Origin of the sequence: Streptococcus sp. 27098_8_74 (assembly GCF_041431705.1) — a bacterium.
Lineage (GTDB): Bacteria > Bacillota > Bacilli > Lactobacillales > Streptococcaceae > Streptococcus > Streptococcus salivarius_E.
The window spans coordinates 1-21,753 of sequence record NZ_JAPVYF010000031.1; the positions used below are offsets into that span (position 1 = coordinate 1).

Here is a 21,753-nt window from a genome sequence, read left to right on the forward strand (position 1 = left end):
TCAAGACTTTTTTGGATATTTTTTAAAAATTTTAATAGCCTTTTTAAGCTGTTTTAAACCTTCAAAATGTTTATATTATAACACCTTATCTACTCATGACTTATTTACAGAAAACAATTATGTTTTTTCTTTCTAATCTAATATTTATATTTAAAAATAAAAAGGGGTTCTTAAAGTGAATAAAATATGAATAAATAACCTTGTTTTGTTAAACATATTTTTAGCATTCTGTTTTTATTCTTAATAAAAACAAAGAACCGACTTTCGTCGATTCTTTTTTCATTATGTGAACCTGTCCTCAGACAAGCATATTGTAAAGTGTTTCGTTACCGTGAAGGTTGATATAACTTGGGTCAAAGGCTGAAAGACGATCGAGAAGTCCATCATAATCGTTCTTGTCACTAAGAGCGATACCAATGAGAACTGGACCTTTTCCTTTATTAGCACGTTTGATGTACTCAAAACGAGTGATATCATCATTTGGTCCCAAGATATCATTTACAAATTCACGAAGGGCACCAGGACGTTGTGGGAAGTTAACCACAAAGTAATGCTTGATGCCATCGTAGATAAGCGCACGTTCTTCCATCTCTGGCATACGGTTGATATCATTGTTACCACCTGAAATGATGCAGACGATGGTTTTTCCTTTAATCTCATCTTTAATCACTTCCAAAGCTGCTACTGATGCTGCACCTGCGGGTTCTGCAATGGTACCAACCTTAGAGTACATATCAATTAGGGTTTCTGAAATCAAGCCTTCATCAACTCCCAAGAGACGGTCAACATATTTACGTGCAACTTCATAGGTCTTGACACCTACCTTTTGAACAGCAATCCCATCCGCAAACTTATCAATTTCTTCGAGTTTTACAGGATAACCACGGTCAAAGGCAGCACGCATACTACGAGCACCACTAGCCTCAACACCAATAACTTCCATAGATGGTGCCACATCCTTGATATAAGTAGCCACACCTGAGATAAGGCCTCCGCCACCTACTGGAACCAAGATACTATCGAAGGAAACACCCTCCTCTTGAGCCTGCTCATAAATTTCATAAGCAACTGTTCCTTGACCCGCTTGGACATTATAATCGTCGAATGGATCAATGAAAGTCATGCCTTCAGACTTGGTATATTCCTGTGCTGCTTGAGCAGAAGCATCAAAGGTATCTCCCACCAATTTAATTGTTACAAACTTGCCACCAAAGAAACGGACTTGACCAATTTTTTGGAGAGGCGTTGTTACTGGCATAAAGATGGTTGCCGGAATTCTCATCTCGTTACAAGTGTAGGCAACCCCTTGAGCATGGTTTCCGGCTGATGCACAAACCACACCACGCGCCTTATCCTCATCACTCAATTGATGAATAGCATAGTAGGCTCCTCGCAATTTGAAAGAGCGTACCTTTTGCATATTTTCTTTTTTAATATAAATGGTCGCCCCGTATTTTTCAGATAAGTAGCGATCAAAATCTAGTGGTGTGCGTTCCACCACGTTTTTTAAGACTTCATTAGCCTTTACGATATCATTTGCAGTAATCATTGGCTCTCCTTTGACACAATATTCAAACTATTTCTATTGTATCACAATTTTCAGAAAAAATAGCAGCCAGTATAAAGAAAACTCCTTGTTTACACAAAGAGTTCTACTTATTATTTATCAACTTTTTTTGACATCAAGAAGTTACGAAGAGCTGCAAGGGTTGCCGCACCTGCAAGGACAATGGCTGTAAGGATAGCTACAGCATGTTCTCCCCACTTGTGAGATTTTGCTGTTTTAGCAATTGTAGCCTTAAGATCTTCAGTTGTTCCTTTTTCACCTGCTTGCGTCGTTGTCTTACTTGCAAGGTTAAGATCTTGGCTACCACTGTAAGTGTTATCTGACGAAGCTGTATTGATAAGGTCTTGACGGCTACTGCGAGTATAGCTAACATTTGTTGTAATGCTATCAATCATCTCAACAATATTTCTGATTGTAGTTGCATCGTACAAGCCACCCTCAGTATCTTTCAAGATTGATACTGCTAATTTTTCAATTGAAGCTTCTGAAGAAGCTGCTACCATAGAGTGAGATTCTGAGCTTGCTGTTTCTGAATATCTTGCATAATTGCTAAAGAGTGATGCTGCTTCTGTAATCGTTTCAGAAGTACTTGGTAAGTTTTCTGAGACGCGAGGAGCTGCAGAGAGGCTATTCCAACTATTGATGTTTTCTGATAGTCCATCAAGGATGACTTCCTCAGACGTGCTCACTGTTTCTGAAATTGCCGAAGTCACTTCTGAAGTGCTCACTTGACTTTCTGATTCTGTCAATGAAACAGCTGGTTCTTCAACTACTTCTGATTCTGAAACGACTGTGCTGATTGAATTCTCTGATTCAGATGCTGAAGTCTCTGAAGTTGATGCTTCTGAGATAATATCAGTTTCTGAGACCTTCGATGATACTGTTGTGCTTTCTGATACTTCTGACGGAGCAACTGAGACAATTGTGCTTGTAGTTTCTGAAACAAGGCTAGTGCTTGCCTGACTTTCTGATTCTGTCAAAGAAGCCACTGGTTCAACTACTGCATGTGATTCTGAAATTGCTGTCGTCGTTGAAATTGCTGACTCTGAAGTCGATGCTGCTGAACTATTTTCAGTTTCTGATGCTTCCGATGATACTGTTGCACTTTCTGATACTTCTGATGAGACTGTTGAGGCAACTGTGCTTGCAGCCTCTGAAGCTGGTGCAGTGATTGAATCTGACGCTACTGTACCTTGATCCGTATTAGATACTGAGTTGTCATCTTTCTTATCATGTGCGGTCTCAGACACAGCTATCGCCACTGGAACAGCTGCTGAGTTTACTAACTCGTCAACTGATGGTGCTGGTTTGGTTGTTTCATCGAGTTTAGGAGCTTCAACAGATGGTTTCGTATTAGTTGGAGCCTCTGAACCTTTGTTTACTGTTGTATTTTCTGATTTAGCTGTTTCTGAGCTTGCTTCAGATGTTACGGTATTATCTGCTTTCTTACTAGCTTGGTTAGTAACTGGTTTCAAGATAACTGGTTCTACCGGTGTTGCTGTTGTGTCTTCCTTGATATAGAGCATGTCCCAAAGAGTTAGTTTAGGAACTGAAATGGCAAGCACTGGTTGACCATTTTCATCTGTTTCAAGGCTTGCTTGTGCCTTCTTCATGCTTGAAGTTGCCCAATCATCTGGTGATGTCACATAGACTTGATCAGCAATTTTAGCTGCTTCTTGAGCTGTTTTACCTGCTAGGCTAAGACGAATTGTGAGATTTTCTTGTGCGTCCGGTGTTTTATTGTCCGCATAACCCTCTTCATTATGCCAGCCCGCATTGATGCCCATCATGTTAATCATTTGAACAGTTGAGAAACCTTTTCCTGATTTAGCAAATGTCCAAACTTGATCTCCTGTCACACCAAGAGCATCTTTAGAAAGGATTTCACCAGCCGCATTCTTGGTAGATACAGACTGAGTGCTGTTAGTCACACCCTCACCACGGAGAAGATTTTCATAAGCAGTGATAAACTGTTGGTAATTGTAAAGCTTACGAATAGTGTCCTTAGCTACACTGAGGTATTGCGTTGGGTAATAAGCACTTTGAAGAACGTTAAGGGCTGCATTAGCATTGGCAAGGGCTGCAATGGACATGTGATAGCCACCGGCTGCAGCTACTGTCGCATCTACGAGAAGTGTCGCGTCAGCTTGCAATGGTTTACCAGCAAGGGCATCTTTACCAGCACCGTTAGTTGCTTTTCCGCCAGGAACAGTATAGTCAATCCCTGGTTCTTCCATGTAGGCACCAACGATAAGTGATTTACCAGTTTTATTGCGTACCATATCGATACGTGCTTTCAAATCACCATAGGCAACCTGCATACGTCCTGGAATAACTGAACCACCGTTTGTCCAAAGCTCATTATAAACAACATCTTGACGTGCCTTGACTAGTTTATCATCATTACCACCATTAACATCATTGATTGTGATGTAGTACTTTTCACCGATGAGGTCCTTCATGGCATTAATAAATGACGCATAGGAATCAGACATCATGTGTGAGTCAGCCTCGTCTGTGCTGTTACGGTGCTCATAATCAGTCACACGGTTGTCACCAATTGTATCACCTTGCCAACCATCGAATCCCATACGATCCATAGCTGATTTCATGACACCTGCGATGTATTTTTGCCAATCTGGATTCGCTGGATCATAGTAAACTTGAGTTGGGTTATCACCGATAGTGTAAGTCATCGGTTCACCCTTCTTACCAAAGCTATCGTAGAAGTTATAAGCCAAAGCAGCAAGTGGAAGTGCTGGATTCTTTGGATTTGAATCTGCTGAAATCATGTTATAAAGCATGGCAACAGCACCTGACTTATGAACTTGGTCAACCAATTCTTTAACAGCCTTAGTGTCAACCTGAGTATGACTCCAGGTATTCCATTTTTGAACAAAGCTATCGACACCTTCTGGGAAAGGATCTGTAGCTTCATTATAAGCATCATAGAAGAAATATGAGTTAATATTCATAGACTTCATGAGCTCAAGCTCTTTACGGTAGGCTTCAAGATTTTTAACAAGAATACTGTTTTGATCAGTTGGCGAACCTGCTACGATACCGTAACGTGGGAAAACTGTCCAATCATCTTCAACAGACAAGCCAGCACGCTTGCTTGACAAAGTACTACCTGATTTATCGTTGACACTGATTGTCACCAAGTAACCTGTATTGTTTGTCAACCACTCTGACGCTACTGTCAAGTTTGAAACCTTAGCTGAAGCTCCTGCCGCTAGCGTAAGGTCAACGTTATCTTGACCGATGATTTCTGAAGCATGTTGAAGTGTCAAGTTGACAGTCATCGTCTTAGTTTCTGCTGTTGGATTAGACACAACAACGGAATAATTAATATCACCATCTGTCTTGCTATAGGCTGCTTTTGTTGTTTCTGGATCTGTCAAGTAGGCATCACCATTCAAGTTTTGCTCTGTCACTTCTGTAACTGGTGTTACTTGAGCAGTTGAATGGCGTCCTGCTTCAGTAGCATTATCAGATGATGATGTGATGGTTTCCACAGCAGCTGACTCAGGATCTAGTGCTTCACTGGCTACAAGCATTTCTGAGCTAGCACTCTCTGCTGACACAGCTTGTGAAAATATTGTAGAAGCTGTTGCTGTTGTTGCAGTATCTGTCGCAACAGCGGCAGATGATGGACCTACTTCTGTTGTCGCAACTGGAGCAACTGCCTCCGTTGGTACCACCACCAAGTTATCTGCTTCAGTTGTAATGACTGGTTTTGTTGCTTCTGAACTGACCATGCTATCTGCCTTGGCGACCTGATTCATCCCTAGGACACCGCCGGCTACAAACAACCCTGATAATAATTTAGTTGACGCTACTTTCTTTGACATATCTCTCTATCCCTCTAAAAAAAGTTTAAATCACCTCGGCGTTTCAAATTATCACTATTGGTATTTGCATGCTGTGAACTCGAGTTATTTTTTAGTTTCATAAAAATCGCTTGGTGTTTCTTATGAAACTAATGTTAACTTAATCTTTTTTGTAAGACAAGGGAATTTCCGGCAATCCTCGTAAACGGTAATTTTTTCATCATGAATGGTCAGATTTTTTCAGAAATTTGAGAAAAACATTTTCTAATTTCATTAAATATTCACTTGGTTAAGCCTACTTAAAATAACAAAAATAAATCCCAAATAATGAAAATCGAGCACCTAAATTGCCCATACGATGAGAGTAAAAAAAACCACCTCTCACACAAGGCGAGAAATGGTTTGTTTATCGATTTTTAGTATCTAAAATAATGGTCACAGGTCCGTCATTGACCAGACTAACCTGCATATCTGCACCAAAGCGTCCTCTTTCTACAGGAACATGAGCTGACAAGGATTGGTTGAAATCGTCATAGAACTGGCTAGCCATGTCAGGCTTTGCAGCTCCCGTAAATGCTGGTCTATTCCCTTTTTTCGTATCTGCAAAAAGCGTAAACTGAGAAATCGACAAAATCTGGCCATCAATATCCTTAACAGAAAGATTCATCTTGCCATCTTCATCTGAAAAAATACGCATATTGACAATCTTACGAACTGCATACTCTAGGTCCTCTTTGGTATCCTCTGGACCAACTCCGACCAAGAGTAAGAGCCCCTGTTTAATGGCACCAACCGTAGAATCCTCAATAACCACAGAGGCACTTTGCACGCGCTGAATCACAATCTTCATCGCAGTAACTCCTTAACCATTTGTACGTTTAACGCTATAAACGTCTGGGATAATTTTAATCTTATCCACTAGACCGGTCAATTCAATAAGGTTTGCAATTTCAAAGCTAACGTGAATATTGGCAAACTTCATGTCCTTAGTCGGTTGCGCATTGACCGTAGCGATGCTCTTGGTCGTATTTGACAAGATTTGAAGAACATCATTCAACAGACCAGAACGGTTAAGGCCATAGATGTCAATCTCTGCCAAATAAGATTTATTGGCATTACGTTCATCCCACTCCACTTCGATTAAACGTTGTTCATAACCTTCTTGACTCTTGATATTATTACAATCTGAACGGTGAATAGCGATACCACGACCCTTGGTAATGTAACCTTCAATCTCATCTCCAGGAACTGGGTTACAGCACTTAGCGATACGCATGAGGAGACCTGAAGCACCTTGAATGATAACGCCATTTTCACTCTTAACCTTAAGAACTTCTTTCTTCTCAGTCTTAACCTCGCCACCGTTCATTAGCTCTTCAGCTTCAGCTTTTGCCTTAGCACGCTCTTCCTCACGGCGTTCTTTTTCTGTCAGACGATTGAAAACAGCAGCAGCACTAATTTCGCCAAAGCCAACAGCGGCATAGAGAGCCTCTTCACTACGCACACTCATACGAGGGAGAATTTCCTCAATATGTTTCTTGTCTAGGTACTTATTGGCAATATAGCCATGCTCTTGGAAGTAGGCAATCAAAAGCTCACGACCCTTGGTGATAGAAGCTTCCTTATCCTGATTCTTAAAGAATTGTCGAATTTTATTTCTGGCCTTGGTTGTCTTGACCATCTTAATCCAGTCACGACTAGGACCAAAAGAATTGGCATTAGTGACAATCTCAACCACATCACCTGTCTTAAGTTTGGCAGTCAAGGGAACCATACGGCCATTAACCTTAGCACCTGTAGCCTTCTCTCCAACTTGGGTATGGATAGCATAGGCAAAGTCAATAGGTCCTGAATCTTTAGGCAATTCCTGAACAGCACCATTTGGCGTAAAGACATAAATACGCTCTGAGAAGATATCCTCTTTAACAGAGTCTACAAATCCCATAGCATCACCATTTGAGGCATCTTGAAGTTCAACAAGATCTTTAATCCAGTTCATTCCCAAAGCGGACTCTTTTGAATCTACCTTGCCCTTAATCCCTTTCTTGTAAGCCCAGTGAGCTGCAACCCCGTATTCGGCAACTTGGTGCATTTCCTTGGTACGGATTTGGATTTCAATAGGTCCTTTTGGTCCATAAACCGTTGTATGGATAGACTGGTAACCATTGGATTTAGGATTGGCAATATAGTCTTTGAAACGGCCAGGCATCGGACGCCAGAGCTCATGAATATATCCCAACATGGCATAAACATCACTGTGCGTCTCCATAACACAACGGATGGCAATCAAATCATAAATTTGATCGAAGCGCTTTTTCTTGTCGCGCATCTTACGATAAATAGAGTAGATATGCTTTGGACGACCATAAACATCACCAACAAGTCCTTGTTCAGCTGTGTAGGTCTTAATTTTATCGACAATCTCGTCCACAAGTTCCTCACGCTCACGACGTTTTTCCTTCATCATGTGAGAAATCTTGTAGAATTCCACCTCATTAAGGTAACGGAAGGACATATCTTCCAATTCCCATTTGATACGACTGATACCCAGACGGTGAGCCAAAGGAGCATAGATTTCCATGGTTTCACGAGAAATGCGCTCTTGCTTATCCTTGCGAAGATGCTTTAGGGTACGCATATTGTGTAAACGGTCGGCCAATTTAACCAAGATGACACGGATATCCTTAGACATGGCCATAAGCATCTTACGGTGGTTTTCAGCCAACTGCTCCTCGTGGGACTTGTACTCAACCTTACCAAGCTTAGTAACACCGTCTACGATATTTCGTACATCCGTACCAAAATCCGTTTCCAAATCATCGAGCGTTTTTTCGGTGTCTTCAACGACATCGTGTAAGAAACCACAGGCTACTGTCACTGCATCAAGATGAAGGTCTGCCAGGATACCTGCCACTTGAATAGGGTGAATAATATAAGGTTCTCCTGACTGACGAGATTGCCCACTATGAGCATCTGTCGCATAATGCCAGGCTTTTTCAACTAATTTCAAATCATCTGCTGACATGTAGGCCGAGCAAATGTCTAAAATTTCTTCTCCTGTTACATTTTTATCTTTAGCCATGATTTCTTCCTTCGCTTCTTTATAATAACCTTTATTTTATCACTTTTACAAGTAAAGAAAAAGAGCTAGATAGGCAATTCTTAATCACAAGGAGCTAACTTGAAAAGCACAACATCTTGTGTTAGAATGATTGAGCAAACACAAGATATAGATAGAAAGAGGACGCTTATGTCTCAACTTACCCTCGTTTATATTAGTCTAAGTGGCAATACCCAAAGCTTTGTCAAACGTATGTCTGACTACCTATCCCTCAACCACGGGATTGAATGTCGCCAAATCAATATTAAAGAGCTTAATCATGAAACCTTCCAAGTAGATGAACCCTTTGTCGCACTCTTGCCAACCTACCTTGAAGGTGGAAATGGCGTGGACAATGGAGATGTCGAAATCCTAACCAATCCACTGGGAGATTTTATCGCAGCCCATGATAACCACAAACGTTGCTTTGGTATCATCGGTTCTGGTAACCGTAACTTCAATAACCAGTACTGCCTAACCGCCAAACAATACAGTCAACGTTTTGGCTTCCCTATGTTGGGAGACTTTGAGCTTCGTGGCACACAGTCTGATATCGAACGTCTGGCACCTATTATTCTAGAAGCACAAAAGAACTTTAACCAACGCTAAAACTACAGCAAAAAAGCCCCTGACAGGGGCTTTTTCCTTTGCTTAATTTTTTTCGTGTTTTTTGATTCCAAAGAATCCAGCCAAGGTCATAAGAACCATACCAGCTAAAGTTGCTGACATAGATTCGTCTGAACCAGTGTTTGGCAAGGCCTTAACTGAACTTGAACCTTGAGTTTCTTGCACTTGATCTTGAGGTAAGATAACGACTTGAGCGTTTGACAATTGGATAGCTGAAGCAGGTTTAGCCATGCTAGCAACTGCAGTAGCATTTGGTTTCACATGCTTAGTTTGGTCTGCCATCTCAACACCTTTTGGTGACTTCTCAGATTCTTTCTTAGTCGTATCCTCAACTTGATTTGCCTTTTCCTTAACAACAAAGCGGTACTCTGCAAATCCTGCTTGTGTTGATGGTCCTACATAACTAATGGCATCCTGACCAGCAAGGTGGGCACGTGCATTGTCAGATGAGGCAAAACGGATATCTGCATTCGTAATATTAGGAACGAAACTCCAATTTCCATCAGCCGTTGGGTTAATCGTTTTCTCACTAACGATATAATCAATGATTGCCTGACGATTCTCAAGATTGAGGAGACGTTTTTCTGCAGCATCCTTAACACCAGGGAAGTTACCAGTCGCACGATAGTTGTTAGTCACGACAAGGAAAGTCTGATTCAAATCAATGGGTTTACCTTGATAAGTCAAGTCACGAACACGACTAGCATCTGGGTTAACCAACTTACCTTCACGATCGTATTTGTTAGGTTGTGTCAAATCAAACTTATAAGTCAACCCATCAATCACATCGTAATTGTATGAGCGATAGCTACTATTAATGAGTTGTTGTGGCTCTTTGCTATTAGGATCAATTTGATTGAACTGTCCTGCAGACATTTCCAACCATTCTTTTATTTGTGCACCAGTCACCTTGAGTAGGGCAGTAACATTGTCGTAGAGGTAGAGGTCCGCGACATTCTTAATGGCTAATGGTCCTGCTGGAATATCGGTATAGTAGGTCGCATCCCCACGAGTCCCCGCCTTGAAAGGTGCTGCAGCTGAGAGGAGTGGAAGATTCGCATCTGCTGTTCCCGCTACTTGTTTTTTAGCATACCATAGTTGTGCATTATTAACGATTTGAATAGATGGATCGTCCTGAACCTGAGCAAAATAGCTAGTAATTGGTGCAGTAGTCTCACCAACTTCCTTACGAACATAGTTGATTGTTCCATTATGGTCATGAGCAGCCATATTAATTAAGTCCTTGTCCGCAACATCTGACTTAGTATCAATCTTTTCAAGCTTGGCCTTACTGTTAACAACTTTCCATTTACCATCCGTGTAAGTCAATTTGACATCCATGATGCCTAGATGATCTCCGAATTTACCAGCCATAACCACAGGTTTCCCATTGATGAGACCATTGACATCATCTACACCAGGGTATTTCGCATAAAAACTTGTACCATCTCCATTTGGGAAATCCGCATGAGAATGCCCTGTCGCAACAGCATCAACGCCTTCGATACCAGCAATTTGGTAACCCTCATTTTCTTCGTTCTTAGTGTATTCATTATCACCAATACCAGAGTGAGCAGCAACAAGAATATAGTCAGCTCCTGCAGCCTTCATCTTAGGAACGATAGCCTTAACAGCCTCCATTGGATCATCAACGGTTACCTTACCTTCAAGGTTGGCCTTATCCCAAACCAAAATCTGTGTTGGAAGGACACCAGTAATACCGATTTTTAGTGTTACCTGTTTGCCGTCCGTATCAGTAAAGGTCTTGTTAACAATCTTATAAGGGTTGTAATAGTAGTCACCTGTCTGAGCATTACGCACATTGGCATTGATAATGTTAATCTTAGCAGCCTTAACCATACGATCCAAAAATTCTAGACCATAGTTAAACTCGTGGTTTCCAAGTGTTTCGGCATCGTAGCCCAGCATCTCAAAGGCCTTGTACATAGGGTGAGTCTCACCTTGGGCAACAGGGTCAATCAAAGCCTTATAAGTCCCAAAAGGAGTTCCCTGAATCGTATCCCCACTGTCCACTAAGACCGTATTGGGATTAGTTTCACGGGCTTTTTTGATAAGAACAGCAGTTTTAGACAAACCAACTGTTTGAGACGGCTTATCTTGATAATAATCATAGTTAACCAAGTTGGTATGAAGATCTGTTGTTGACAAAATCTGCATATCAACGGTCTGCCCCTCATGAGCAGGCTCTGTAACAGTTTCAGCCTGTACTGGCACTGCCGGTGTCACCTGATTGGCATTCGTCAAAACAGCACTGGCTTCTTGACTTGCTTGGGCCGTTGAGGTATTAGCTGATGGCTCTGCAGACGCATTTGTCGCTACTGCTGTTGCTGTAGTAGAAACAGTTTCTGTTCCTCCTTGAACAGCTGTTCCCGAAGTTCCTTGTCCAGATACGGCAACAGTCCCACTATCTGTCACAGTTTCAGTTGAAGTAGTTGGTACTGGTGCGGTTGCCTCATCAGCATGACCTAGGACTTGTGGCACAGTCAAGAGAGCAAAAAGGCCCAAAACCACAGCAGATTGAGTCACATAACGATTCGTTTTCATTAAAAATCTTCCCCTTTTATAAAGATAGTACAATTATATTAAATCTAAATAAGATTATCAACTTTTTTAGAAATGCTCAATTTGTCATACAAAACTAATGGCACGATGCAATCTTAGCTTAAAAGTGTCAAATACAAAAAAAGTTGGAACAAGGCCAACTTTCTCTTACTTATTCAATTCCAAGGCATAACTGACACTACTCAAAGCGTAGAGAGGAGCGGTTTCCGTCCGCATAATGCGCGGTCCAAGGCCAATTTTAACACCGCCAGCTTCTTCAAAGGCATCAATCTCAGACGGAGAGATACCACCTTCTGGTCCAAAGATAAAGAGAATTTTCTGACCACTCTCTACCTGAGCCAACTCACGAGCTAGAGTAGCCAACTCACCTGCTTTGGCTGTTTCCTCATAGGCGATAAAAATCTTATCAAAATTATCTAATTCTGATAGAAATTCCCCTTTTTTCTCGAACAATCTGACTTCTGGAACACGATTACGCTTAGATTGTTCTGCAGCTCCTAGACCAATCTTGGCAAGTTTATCTTCCTTCTTGGCTAGCTTCTTACCATACCACTTAACCACAGACCAGTCGGCAGGGAAGGCCCAAATAGCCTGAGCTCCAAGCTCTGTTGCCTTTTGTGTCACCAACTCCAGTTTATCTCCCTTGGGAAAACCTGAGGCAATGGTTACAGAAACAGGCATCTCGACATTATCAGTTAAATCTTCAATCACTTCAAAGACGTGATTCTCACGGTCAGTCACACGCGCAAGACGCTTGATACCATCTTCAAAAACCAAGACAACCTGATCATCCTCTGTCAAACGCATAACGTTAAACATATGCTTCACAGTATCCTTATCCTTGATGATTACTGGATTTTCAACCTTCCCCTTTATAAAATACTGTTGCATTTAGCCTCCAATCACACCTGAAATATCATCTGTCTTCTTGAAGACACAAGCATTCCACTCTCCCTGAACCATGTGAGTTTCTAGGAAGAAACCTGCTTTCTCAGCCGATTCACGCACCATATCCCATTTTTCAGAGATAATGCCTGACATAATCAAGTAACCTTCATCCTTAACCAAACGGTAGGCATCTTCTGTCAGATGAATGAGAATGTCCGCCAAAATATTAGCCACGATAACATCAGCTTCTTGCGTCACACCCTTCAAAAGATCTCCCGCAGCAACGTGGATATTTTCCATATCAGGATTCATATCAATATTTTCCTGTGCCACTCGAACCGCCACATCATCAAGGTCATAAGCGTAGATTTCCTTGGCACCAAGCAGAGAGCTAGCAATCGAGAGGACTCCTGAACCAGTCCCCACATCAATCACCGTCTCACCACCACGAAGCACCTGCTCCAAGGCAAAGAGGCTCATCTTAGTCGTTGGATGTGTTCCTGTCCCAAAGGCCATACCAGGATCTAGCTTGATAATCTTCTCACCTACTGATGCCTCATAATCCGTCCATGACGGTACGATAGTCAAATCATGGGTAATGCGAGCTGGTTCATAGTACTTCTTCCAATTCTCAGCCCAATCCTCTTCAACCAATTCTTGAGTAGCCAAGTGAATATCTCCTGTTTCAAGACCAAAATCCGTTAACTCAGCCAAACGCTCATTAACCTGCTTGGTAATGGCCTCGATATCTGCTGATTCCGGATAATAAGCCGTAATTTTAACCGTCTCTACCTGCTCAACCTCAGGATAAAGTTCCCCAAAACGGTCCGCATTTTCCAAATAATCTGCACTATCATCAATAGCCACACCTTGGCTCCCAGACTCAATTAAAATATTAGAAGCCGCTTCTTCGACCTCGCGATTAACTTCAATCGTTAATTCTTGCCATTTGTCCATTTATTTCTCCTTAATAATATATCATTTCTTCTAATTCTTTTAAGGTCTTGCCATCTTTATCTTTCCAATCCATTCGACCGTTCGTATTCATTCCTAAGACAAATGCTGCTGCATAAGAGGGACTAGAGAAAAGCTGTTTTTCTTGTAAGATACCATCTTTAATTACATTTTCTTTGATTAATTCCTTACGCAATTCCTTCAGGCTGGTAGGTATTGCTGGTGAATCTATCATCTCAACTTGACTACCTTCTAAAACAACAAAACCTTCTGTTGTTCTCTCACATTTCGCCTCAATAATTTGATTTCTTCATTTTTCTCTTCAAGTACAAATACTGCTCTGCATCATTGCGAGTTTGCTGATCTACATTCGTTGTCATAGGAATAAAAACTCGATACCCCAATGTCCCAACAATCATTAAAACATTTTCAACTACTTCATCCAGTTCAGATTGTTTTTCTTCCGTCACATTCCCAGGATTTGGCTCATTACCATTTTTTACAATGTAACGCCCTGACTCTTTTGCTAACTGAGTAAATTTATTCTCCAAGTAGCTAATCTCTGTGGGGCCAAAGGAATTATTCTGTGTCGTTAAAATTATGACATCATTAAAATAATCTGCATGACTATCACGAGTATGCTCCTGCACACGCAAAAGCACCCCTTCACCATTCTTCCTATTCGTTGCCTGGCCAATGTAAGTAACATTCTTTTGTTTATCTTCATCACGTCCAAATAAGAAATAAATACCAGTTTGTTTCAATTCATCACGTGATTTTAGATCAGCCAATTGAATTCGAGAAATTTTATAAATCACACCAGTCCAATTGGATAAGGTACATTTGATTTTCCCCGTTACTTCACCATCCATAAGAAACATGTTAATGTTTTTACCACGCTTCATAATTTAATACCTCTCCACATAATCACGTACTCGTTCCTGCAACTGGGGAATGACTCCTTCTGCTTTTATAAAATCCTCTATAGGCATTAGTTTAAATTCCTGTCCCTCGTCACCAAAACGAATCTCACGATACTGCTCTTGGCTAATTTGACCAACCACAAAAACAGCTGACCTATCTTTATCCAACATACTAGGATAGATTTTCGACCAAATAATAGATTCCTCTTTCAAAGTCAAGCCCAGCTCCTCCCAGACCTCACGTTGAAGACATTCAAGAGGCGTTTCTTGACCTTCTCTTCCACCACCTGGCAACTCCCATGTATTTGGCCAAGGAATATCTGGTTTATTATCTCTGAGAATGACTAAAATACTTTGCTCTACGAGTAAGGCAGCTTTAACACCTGTAAAATCGAACTGATCTTTTAAATAAGTATCCATCCCTTTTCGCTCCCTTTAATACCTTGGATAAGCAAAAAATTCCTTCTCTTCAAGTTGAGCTTTCCCTTTTTCGAAAGCTTCTTTGTCCCAAACCAAACCGAATTCCTCAGGTCCATCATCAGATAGAAAATCCATCAAGTCACTCAATCCTTCTGTTGCCACCTCATTCAAGGTCTCCGCAAAATAGGACAAAAACTCACGAGATAGACCTTTCTTAGGTTCATATGGAATTGTCACTAGGTAGTCCTCTTCATCAAAACGTGATTTTGCTGGATTATAAAAGAGCACGTAATCCTCAAAAATGACATCTTCATCAGACACTTCACCCTTAGCATCAATAGTCTCCACATTACTACTGTTTTGCGCTTCTAGGATGAACGTTACTTCCACAGCATGATTCTTTTTATCCCAGTCCATCGCAAAATCATAGTCCAGGTGCTTATCCAGTTCTTCTTCTAATACTGACAAAAAGCCGAATTTAGCCATTTGTTTTCCTCGTTCTTTCTTATTATTCCCTTTATTTTAGCATAAAAGGAGCCAATAAAAAACAGAGTAGGCTATCCCACTCTGTCTTAGATAATTATTTAGCATTTTCAACCGCTGCTGTCACAAAGGCACTGTAAAGTTCTTCCGCATGATTTGGACGGCTATGGTATTCTGGGTGGTATTGTGCTGCCACAAAGAATTTCTTGTCTGGGAGCTCCACCACTTCCATCAAACGATTATCTGGTGACACACCTGAGAAGACAAAGCCTTCAGCCTCAAACTGTTCACGGAACTTGGTATTAAACTCATAACGGTGACGGTGACGACGTTGAACAACTTCCTGGTTGCCATAAGCGGCAGCTGCCTTAGAACCTGGTTTCAACTTACATGGGTAAAGACCAAGACGAAGAGTACCACCCATGTCTTCAATGTCAATTTGATCACGCATAATATCGATAATTGGATATTTTGTGTTTGGATCAAGCTCAGCTGAATTAGCGCCATCCAAGTGAAGAACGTGGCGAGCAAACTCAATACATGTCAATTGCATACCGAGACAGACACCTAACATTGGCACATCATTTTCACGTGCATAACGAATAGCTTGAATCTTACCTTCAGTACCACGTTGACCGAAACCACCAGGAACAATAATACCATCAGCATCAGCCAAACGAGAGGCAACATTTTCAGCAGTCAAATCATTAGCATTGACCCAGTCAATATCAATAGCAGTATCATTTGCCAAACCAGAGTGTTTAAGTGCTTCAACCACTGACAAGTAAGCATCGTGAAGCTCCACATACTTACCGACAAGGGCAATCTTAGTTGTCTTCTTAAGATTAAGTACCTTATCAACCATAGCAGACCATTCTGTCATATCTGCAGCTGGAGCATCTAGTTTCAAATGATCACAAACGATTTGATCCATACCTTGAGCCTGCATATTAAGTGGCACTTGATAGATATGTTCCACGTCGAGTGATTCGATAACAGCCTCAGGTGCAACATCACAGAACTGAGCCAATTTATTCTTAATTCCTTGACCAGCAGGTTGTTCTGTACGAATAACCAACATATTTGGTTGGATACCCAAACCACGCAATTCCTTAACAGAGTGTTGCGTTGGTTTTGTCTTCATTTCACCAGCAGCCTTCAAATAAGGAAGAAGCGTTGTGTGGATATACATAACATTATCAGAACCCACATCAGCCTTCATTTGACGAAGAGCTTCAAGGAATGGAAGACTTTCAATATCCCCAACCGTACCACCAACTTCAGTGATAATGACATCTGAATCAGTCGTTGTCGCTGCACGCTTAATCTTGTCTTTCAAAGCATCGGTGATATGCGGAATCACCTGAACAGTCGCACCAAGATACTCCCCTTTACGTTCCTTACGCAAAACTTCGCTGTAAATCTTACCAGTAGTCACGTTAGAGTATTTATTAAGATTGATATCAATAAAACGTTCGTAGTGACCAAGGTCAAGGTCAGTTTCAGCACCATCATCAGTGACATAAACTTCACCGTGTTGGTAAGGACTCATTGTCCCTGGGTCAATATTGATGTAAGGATCGAATTTTTGAATCGTAACCTTAAGACCACGGTTCTTAAGCAAACGTCCAAGACTTGCAGCTACAATCCCTTTACCAATTGAAGATACCACACCACCAGTGACGAAAATATATTTTGTCATGTTAACTCCTTATAATATTATTCAAAACAACTACAGATAGTAGATTGATTACCCACTCAAATAATCACGACAGCCCTTTCCTAGTACCTGATTGGAGCAGTACAAAGTACCTCACCTTAGACAAGTCCAGTAAATGACTAAAAACAAAAATGACCCCCAAGAGTTTCACTCTGGGAGCCTTAATCATGACCTCTTCAAAAGAGGTGCCCGATAAATAGTCTAAACTATCCAAGACCATTTGTCAATGAAAACTTAGTCGTTTGACTCATCCTCATAGTCATCGTCATCATCTTCTTCTGACAACTCAACATCATCCAAATCATCATCTGGAATAATTTCATTCAACTCAGAGTCATAAGATTCCACTTCGGCTTTCTCATCATCTTCGCTATCGTCGTCATATTCAAGACTATCAGAATCAGGTGTGAAGTTTTCGTCTTCTGGATCATCGTCATTATAATCGATGGCATCTTCATCACCATCCATGAAGGCATTAACTTTCTTGTTCTTACGTTTTGGTGCATTTTCATCAGTATCTTCCAATGTGATGACCTCTTCATCGATTTCATCAATTGCATACCATGAACGCAAGCCCCATTTGTTATCACCTAGTGGAATGAAACTTCCATCCGTATTCAAATCTGAATAAAAGAATGGCAAAGCATTGCGGATATCAGCATCCGATTTTTCTAAGTAATTTTGAATTTCATTGACCAAATCATTGAAATACATTTCATTATCACGACCACGTGTTTCTAAGATAGCACGGGCCACTTCAATCATTGATAATTCACTTTTTTCTTGTCCAGCAAATACGTCTAGTTCCAAAGTGGTTCTCCTTCATTCTTACTCAAGCTAGTTTCCATCAGAAATAGCTCAGCAATCAATTTTTCGCTACCTTTTATTTTACGCTAAAAAGAGTCAATAGTCAAAGCATTTATAGAAGAAAAAATCAAGTCTCAACAGAAACTTGATTTTAGTCATATTATTTAACTTTTGCTGTGCTTGTGATAACTTCAACAGCTTTCTTCATAGTGATATCGTGTTTAAGCATTTCAGGTGAAAGAAGTGCAGAAACTTGTGATACTTCCATGTTGTACTCAGCTGCAAGATCATTGATTTCTTTTTGGATTTCTTCTTCTGTAGCGTCGAATCCTTCAGCAGCAGCAACAGCTTCGATAACAAGGTTAGTTTTCACACGTTTGTCAGCGTCAGCTTCATATTGTTTGTGAAGATCTTCTTGAGTTGTACCAGTGATTTGGAAGTACATTTCAGGAGAGATACCTTGACGTTGCATGTTACCCATGAATTCGTTCATAGCACGGTGAACTTCGTCTTCAACCATTTCTGCTGGCAATTCAACGATTTCAGCGTTTTCAACAGCCAAATCAAGTGCAGCACCTTCAACAGCGTCATCAAATGCGATTTCTTTAGCTGCTTCAAGTTCCTTACGGTATTTAGCTTTCAACTCGTCAAGAGTTTCAACTTCATCGTCAAGATCTTTAGCCAACTCATCATCAAGAGCTGGAACTTCTTTAGCTTTAACTTCGTTAACTTTAGTAACAAATACAGCAGCTTTACCTGCAAGGTCAGCAGCTTGATAGTCTTCTGGGAAAGTTACTTTAACTTCTACTTCATCACCAGCTTTTGCTCCAACCAATTGGTCTTCGAAACCTGGGATAAATTGACCTGAACCAAGTTCAAGAGAGTGGTTTTCACCTTTACCACCATCAAATTCAACACCGTCTACTGAACCAACAAAGTCGATAACAACAGTGTCGCCATTTTCAGCTGCACCTTCTTTAACAACCAATTCAGCCAAGTTTTTGCGTTCGTTTTCAAGCTTAGCATCAACTTCTTCATCAGTAACTTCTTTAGAAGCTTCAACTGAAACTTCAAGATCTTTATATGCACCAAGTTTTACTTCAGGTTTTGTAACAACTTCTGCAGTAAGTGTCCAATCTTGACCTTTTTCAATTGATTTTACATCAATTTTTGGTTGTGCAACAACATCAAGACCAAGTTCAGCAATCGCTGCTTCATAAGCTGCTGGAAGAATTGCATTCAAAGCATCGTCGTAAAGAGCTTCTTCACCAAATTTTTGGTTAAATACGGCACGAGGCATGTGTCCTTTACGGAAGCCTGGAGCGTTCAAATTCTTTTTAACCTTGTTAAATGCTTGATCCAAAGCTGGTTGAATTTTATCTTGACCGATAGTGAATGTCACCACACCACGGTTAGTGGCTGTGTTTTCAAATGATACAGACATGTAGTCATTCTCCTTAAAATTTTTTATAGATACAGTTTAGTTTACCATATTTCAAAGCCTTTTAAAAGTTTTTTTATCCAATTTAATCACAAGAAAATCGTTAGAAACTGCTACTTTATCAAAATTTTGATAAACTAGATCTATGAATATTTTACAAAGATACATCCAACAATTTAATTTTGAAGAGACCCTAATGGTACTCATTACGAAAGGGATTAAACTCCTTATTCTCCTCATCATCTTTCTTCTTAGTAAGAAGATTATCAACTTCCTTTTTAAACATACAGTGGGACGCTCTCTAGCTTGGACAATTCAAACACCTGCTCGACAAAAAACCATTGAACGATTACTACACAATTGCATGAACTACGTGCTATACTTCTTCCTTATTTACTGTCTTCTTAGTATCCTTGGGGTCCCAGTATCTAGCCTCCTTGCTGGGGCAGGACTTGCTGGAGTTGCTCTTGGTCTAGGAGCTCAGGGCTTCCTATCTGATGTCGTTAATGGTTTTTTCATATTGTTAGAAAACCAATTTGAAGTCGGTGACGCAGTTGAAGTAGGAGCCGTTACAGGCCTTGTTTCAACCGTAGGTATTCGAACTACTCAAATTCGAGGATTTGATGGAACCCTCCATTTTATACCTAACAGAAATATCACAATTGTATCCAACAAATCTCGAGGGGACATGAGAGCTCAAATTGATATCCCAGTCTATCCGTCAACCGATATCAATAAAGTGACAAGCATCATACAAGAAGTAAATCGAGAAAACATTGAAAACTATCCTCAAATCTGTGGAGCTCCAAATATCATTGGATTAAGCACAACTCCTTCTGGACAACTAGTATTTCGTATTGATATTTTTACGAAAAATGGACAACAAACTCATATCTATGCTGATTTCTTAAAACTTTACCAAGAAGCTCTAATCAAAGAAAACATTGAACTTCCAAGATTCATTGGAAACCCAATAGCAGTAAAATAAATTCTTTACACTACATTAAAAACACTTCAAAAGATAGATAACAGAAATCTACTTTCGAAGTGTTTTTTATGACTTTTACTCAATAATACTAGACTAGAATCTATATTCAAAATTAATCTTCTTCATTATAAGGATCAAAATCTACCATCCAAAATTTTAACTCCCTGATCATCTTTTTTCGACCTCTAAAACATTCTCCAGCTAGCAGACGGTCTAACTTAGTAGCATCTTCCGAAGACAACTGATTACGGAAAGCATTAAGCTGCTCATCATAAACAAGCCTATCTACCGCATCTAACTCTTTATTCGGAAGACAAAAAGCAATATCTGAAATTTCGATATAACATTGTCTATTAGCTTGTCGTTTTACAGACTCCTGTCTTCTAACCTCATCATTCAACCTATTCCTAAACTTAGTTTTGAAATAACGTCGAAGCTTATCATCATCAGACGCTAACTCAGGAAACTTTTTTAAAAGCTGATAAAGTGTCATCATTGCTTCCTGCTCCATATCAGCTTGGTCACAAAGTTGGATGAAATATTGTCTACTAGCCTTAAGTACAATCGGCCTTACAACTTCATATGCGTGAACAAAAACTTCTTGTTCCATTAAACCTCCTATAAATAGATAAAATATTTGTAATTAAAATAATTACGAAATCTATTATAAGAGATACATAAGAAATAAAATAGAGACATATATGTCACTATAAAAATGGTAGACTCTATAATTTCTGTAGTGGGTAAAAACCACTGTAGAGATTATAGAGCTTTTTGAGTATACACAAAAAGTCCCATAAGAACTATAATGAAAAGCGACCAAACCATCATTAGGAAGAACTCATGAGACTTATTAAGAATACCACAGAATTAATCGGAATTAAAGAGTAAAATATTAAGGTTTCCCTTGTTTTTGAAACTGTCACTCATATCCAGATTTAAACAAAACTAGATTACCCTATACCACTATATCCACTCTAGATATTAGCTTTTCGTCACTCACTACGGTTGACAAACAGATCAGTCAAAACCACCCGTGAGAACCGGTGGCTTGCTCTTCGGCTAAAAGCCTCTGTTACCGGCCGAGGCCTAAAGGCCTACCGAATGGTTTCCCTTCAGCACTACCTTTTGTAATTGATTACGAATATATTCTTCAAGTCACTTCTGATTTCGCCCAACCGTATCAACATAAAACCCTCGAAACCAAAATTTGCGATTTCCAGATTTATACTTTAAATTAGCGTGTCGATCAAATATCATTAAGCTACTTTTACCCTTTAAATATCCCATAAATGAGGAAATACTTAGTTTCGGTGGTATACTCACCAATTAGGGGGACTTTTTTGATATATCGCTAAAAGCTTTTCGGAACCACTAGCACAGCTAGTGGTTTTCGTAAAACAAAAAAAGCTAGACCTG

Annotated in this window: 15 protein-coding genes and 2 pseudogenes; 2 read left to right on the forward strand and 15 right to left on the reverse strand. The window is 40.2% G+C overall.

What is annotated here, in order from left to right; translation table 11 throughout:
- Nucleotides 1-298: 298 nt before the first annotated feature.
- The 4 genes from ilvA to O3670_RS09670 all read right to left on the reverse strand — a co-directional run bounded on the left by ilvA (nucleotide 299) and on the right by O3670_RS09670 (nucleotide 8,482).
- Nucleotides 299-1,549 carry a threonine ammonia-lyase IlvA gene (ilvA, locus tag O3670_RS09655; RefSeq protein ID WP_037604085.1) on the reverse strand — a complete coding sequence of 417 codons (1,251 nt, stop codon included), beginning with the start codon at nucleotides 1,547-1,549 and terminating at the stop codon, nucleotides 299-301.
- 110 nt (nucleotides 1,550-1,659) lie between these two features.
- On the reverse strand, nucleotides 1,660-5,421 hold the full coding sequence (locus O3670_RS09660) for a glycoside hydrolase family 66 protein (RefSeq protein WP_371596078.1): 3,762 nt from the start codon (nucleotides 5,419-5,421) through the stop codon (nucleotides 1,660-1,662).
- 385 nt (nucleotides 5,422-5,806) lie between these two features.
- Nucleotides 5,807-6,250 (reverse strand): D-aminoacyl-tRNA deacylase, encoded by a 444-nt coding sequence (gene dtd / locus O3670_RS09665; protein WP_002889739.1) that lies wholly within the window; start codon nucleotides 6,248-6,250, stop codon nucleotides 5,807-5,809.
- Nucleotides 6,251-6,262: 12 nt separating this feature from the next.
- Nucleotides 6,263-8,482, reverse strand: a complete 2,220-nt coding sequence (locus O3670_RS09670; protein ID WP_037604083.1) for a RelA/SpoT family protein — start codon at nucleotides 8,480-8,482, stop codon at nucleotides 6,263-6,265.
- Nucleotides 8,483-8,650: 168 nt separating this feature from the next.
- Here O3670_RS09670 and nrdI point away from each other — a divergent pair, with 168 nt between their 5' ends.
- The gene (gene nrdI / locus O3670_RS09675; protein ID WP_022496522.1) at nucleotides 8,651-9,109 is read left to right on the forward strand and encodes a class Ib ribonucleoside-diphosphate reductase assembly flavoprotein NrdI; all 459 of its coding nucleotides are present in this window, start codon (nucleotides 8,651-8,653) and stop codon (nucleotides 9,107-9,109) included.
- 42 nt (nucleotides 9,110-9,151) lie between these two features.
- Here the strand turns inward: nrdI and O3670_RS09680 are convergent, their stop codons facing one another.
- From O3670_RS09680 to tig, 9 genes and pseudogenes are all read right to left on the reverse strand, one after another.
- Nucleotides 9,152-11,692: a bifunctional 2',3'-cyclic-nucleotide 2'-phosphodiesterase/3'-nucleotidase gene (locus tag O3670_RS09680; protein WP_371596079.1), complete on the reverse strand. Its 2,541-nt coding sequence runs from the start codon at nucleotides 11,690-11,692 to the stop codon at nucleotides 9,152-9,154.
- A gap of 165 nt (nucleotides 11,693-11,857) precedes the next feature.
- Nucleotides 11,858-12,601 (reverse strand): 16S rRNA (uracil(1498)-N(3))-methyltransferase, encoded by a 744-nt coding sequence (locus O3670_RS09685; protein WP_175057376.1) that lies wholly within the window; start codon nucleotides 12,599-12,601, stop codon nucleotides 11,858-11,860.
- Entirely contained in the window at nucleotides 12,602-13,555 is a 954-nt protein-coding gene (prmA, locus tag O3670_RS09690; RefSeq protein WP_175057375.1) for a 50S ribosomal protein L11 methyltransferase, read from the reverse strand.
- Between the two features lie 10 nt (nucleotides 13,556-13,565).
- Nucleotides 13,566-14,457 (reverse strand): annotated as a pseudogene (locus tag O3670_RS09695) (GIY-YIG nuclease family protein).
- 3 nt (nucleotides 14,458-14,460) lie between these two features.
- The gene (locus O3670_RS09700; protein ID WP_175057373.1) at nucleotides 14,461-14,895 is read right to left on the reverse strand and encodes an NUDIX hydrolase; all 435 of its coding nucleotides are present in this window, start codon (nucleotides 14,893-14,895) and stop codon (nucleotides 14,461-14,463) included.
- Between the two features lie 15 nt (nucleotides 14,896-14,910).
- A complete protein-coding gene (locus tag O3670_RS09705; protein ID WP_175057372.1) occupies nucleotides 14,911-15,381 on the reverse strand; it encodes a DUF3013 family protein in 471 nt (156 codons plus the stop codon).
- A gap of 94 nt (nucleotides 15,382-15,475) precedes the next feature.
- Entirely contained in the window at nucleotides 15,476-17,080 is a 1,605-nt protein-coding gene (pyrG, locus tag O3670_RS09710; protein WP_117647281.1) for a CTP synthase, read from the reverse strand.
- 252 nt (nucleotides 17,081-17,332) lie between these two features.
- The gene (rpoE, locus tag O3670_RS09715; RefSeq protein ID WP_002885605.1) at nucleotides 17,333-17,908 is read right to left on the reverse strand and encodes a DNA-directed RNA polymerase subunit delta; all 576 of its coding nucleotides are present in this window, start codon (nucleotides 17,906-17,908) and stop codon (nucleotides 17,333-17,335) included.
- A 157-nt stretch (nucleotides 17,909-18,065) separates the two neighbouring features.
- Nucleotides 18,066-19,349 carry a trigger factor gene (gene tig / locus O3670_RS09720; RefSeq protein WP_002889721.1) on the reverse strand — a complete coding sequence of 428 codons (1,284 nt, stop codon included), beginning with the start codon at nucleotides 19,347-19,349 and terminating at the stop codon, nucleotides 18,066-18,068.
- Between the two features lie 142 nt (nucleotides 19,350-19,491).
- On the opposite strand from tig, the gene O3670_RS09725 reads away from it, so the two are divergent.
- Nucleotides 19,492-20,334: a mechanosensitive ion channel family protein gene (locus tag O3670_RS09725; RefSeq protein ID WP_175057371.1), complete on the forward strand. Its 843-nt coding sequence runs from the start codon at nucleotides 19,492-19,494 to the stop codon at nucleotides 20,332-20,334.
- A 112-nt stretch (nucleotides 20,335-20,446) separates the two neighbouring features.
- On the opposite strand, the gene O3670_RS09730 is transcribed toward O3670_RS09725, so the two are convergent.
- Complete coding sequence (locus O3670_RS09730) at nucleotides 20,447-20,944, reverse strand: sigma-70 RNA polymerase sigma factor region 4 domain-containing protein (RefSeq protein WP_371596080.1); 498 nt, start codon at nucleotides 20,942-20,944, stop codon at nucleotides 20,447-20,449.
- A gap of 551 nt (nucleotides 20,945-21,495) precedes the next feature.
- Nucleotides 21,496-21,663 (reverse strand): annotated as a pseudogene (tnpA, locus tag O3670_RS09735) (IS200/IS605 family transposase); the annotation flags it as partial.
- Nucleotides 21,664-21,753: the final 90 nt, after the last annotated feature.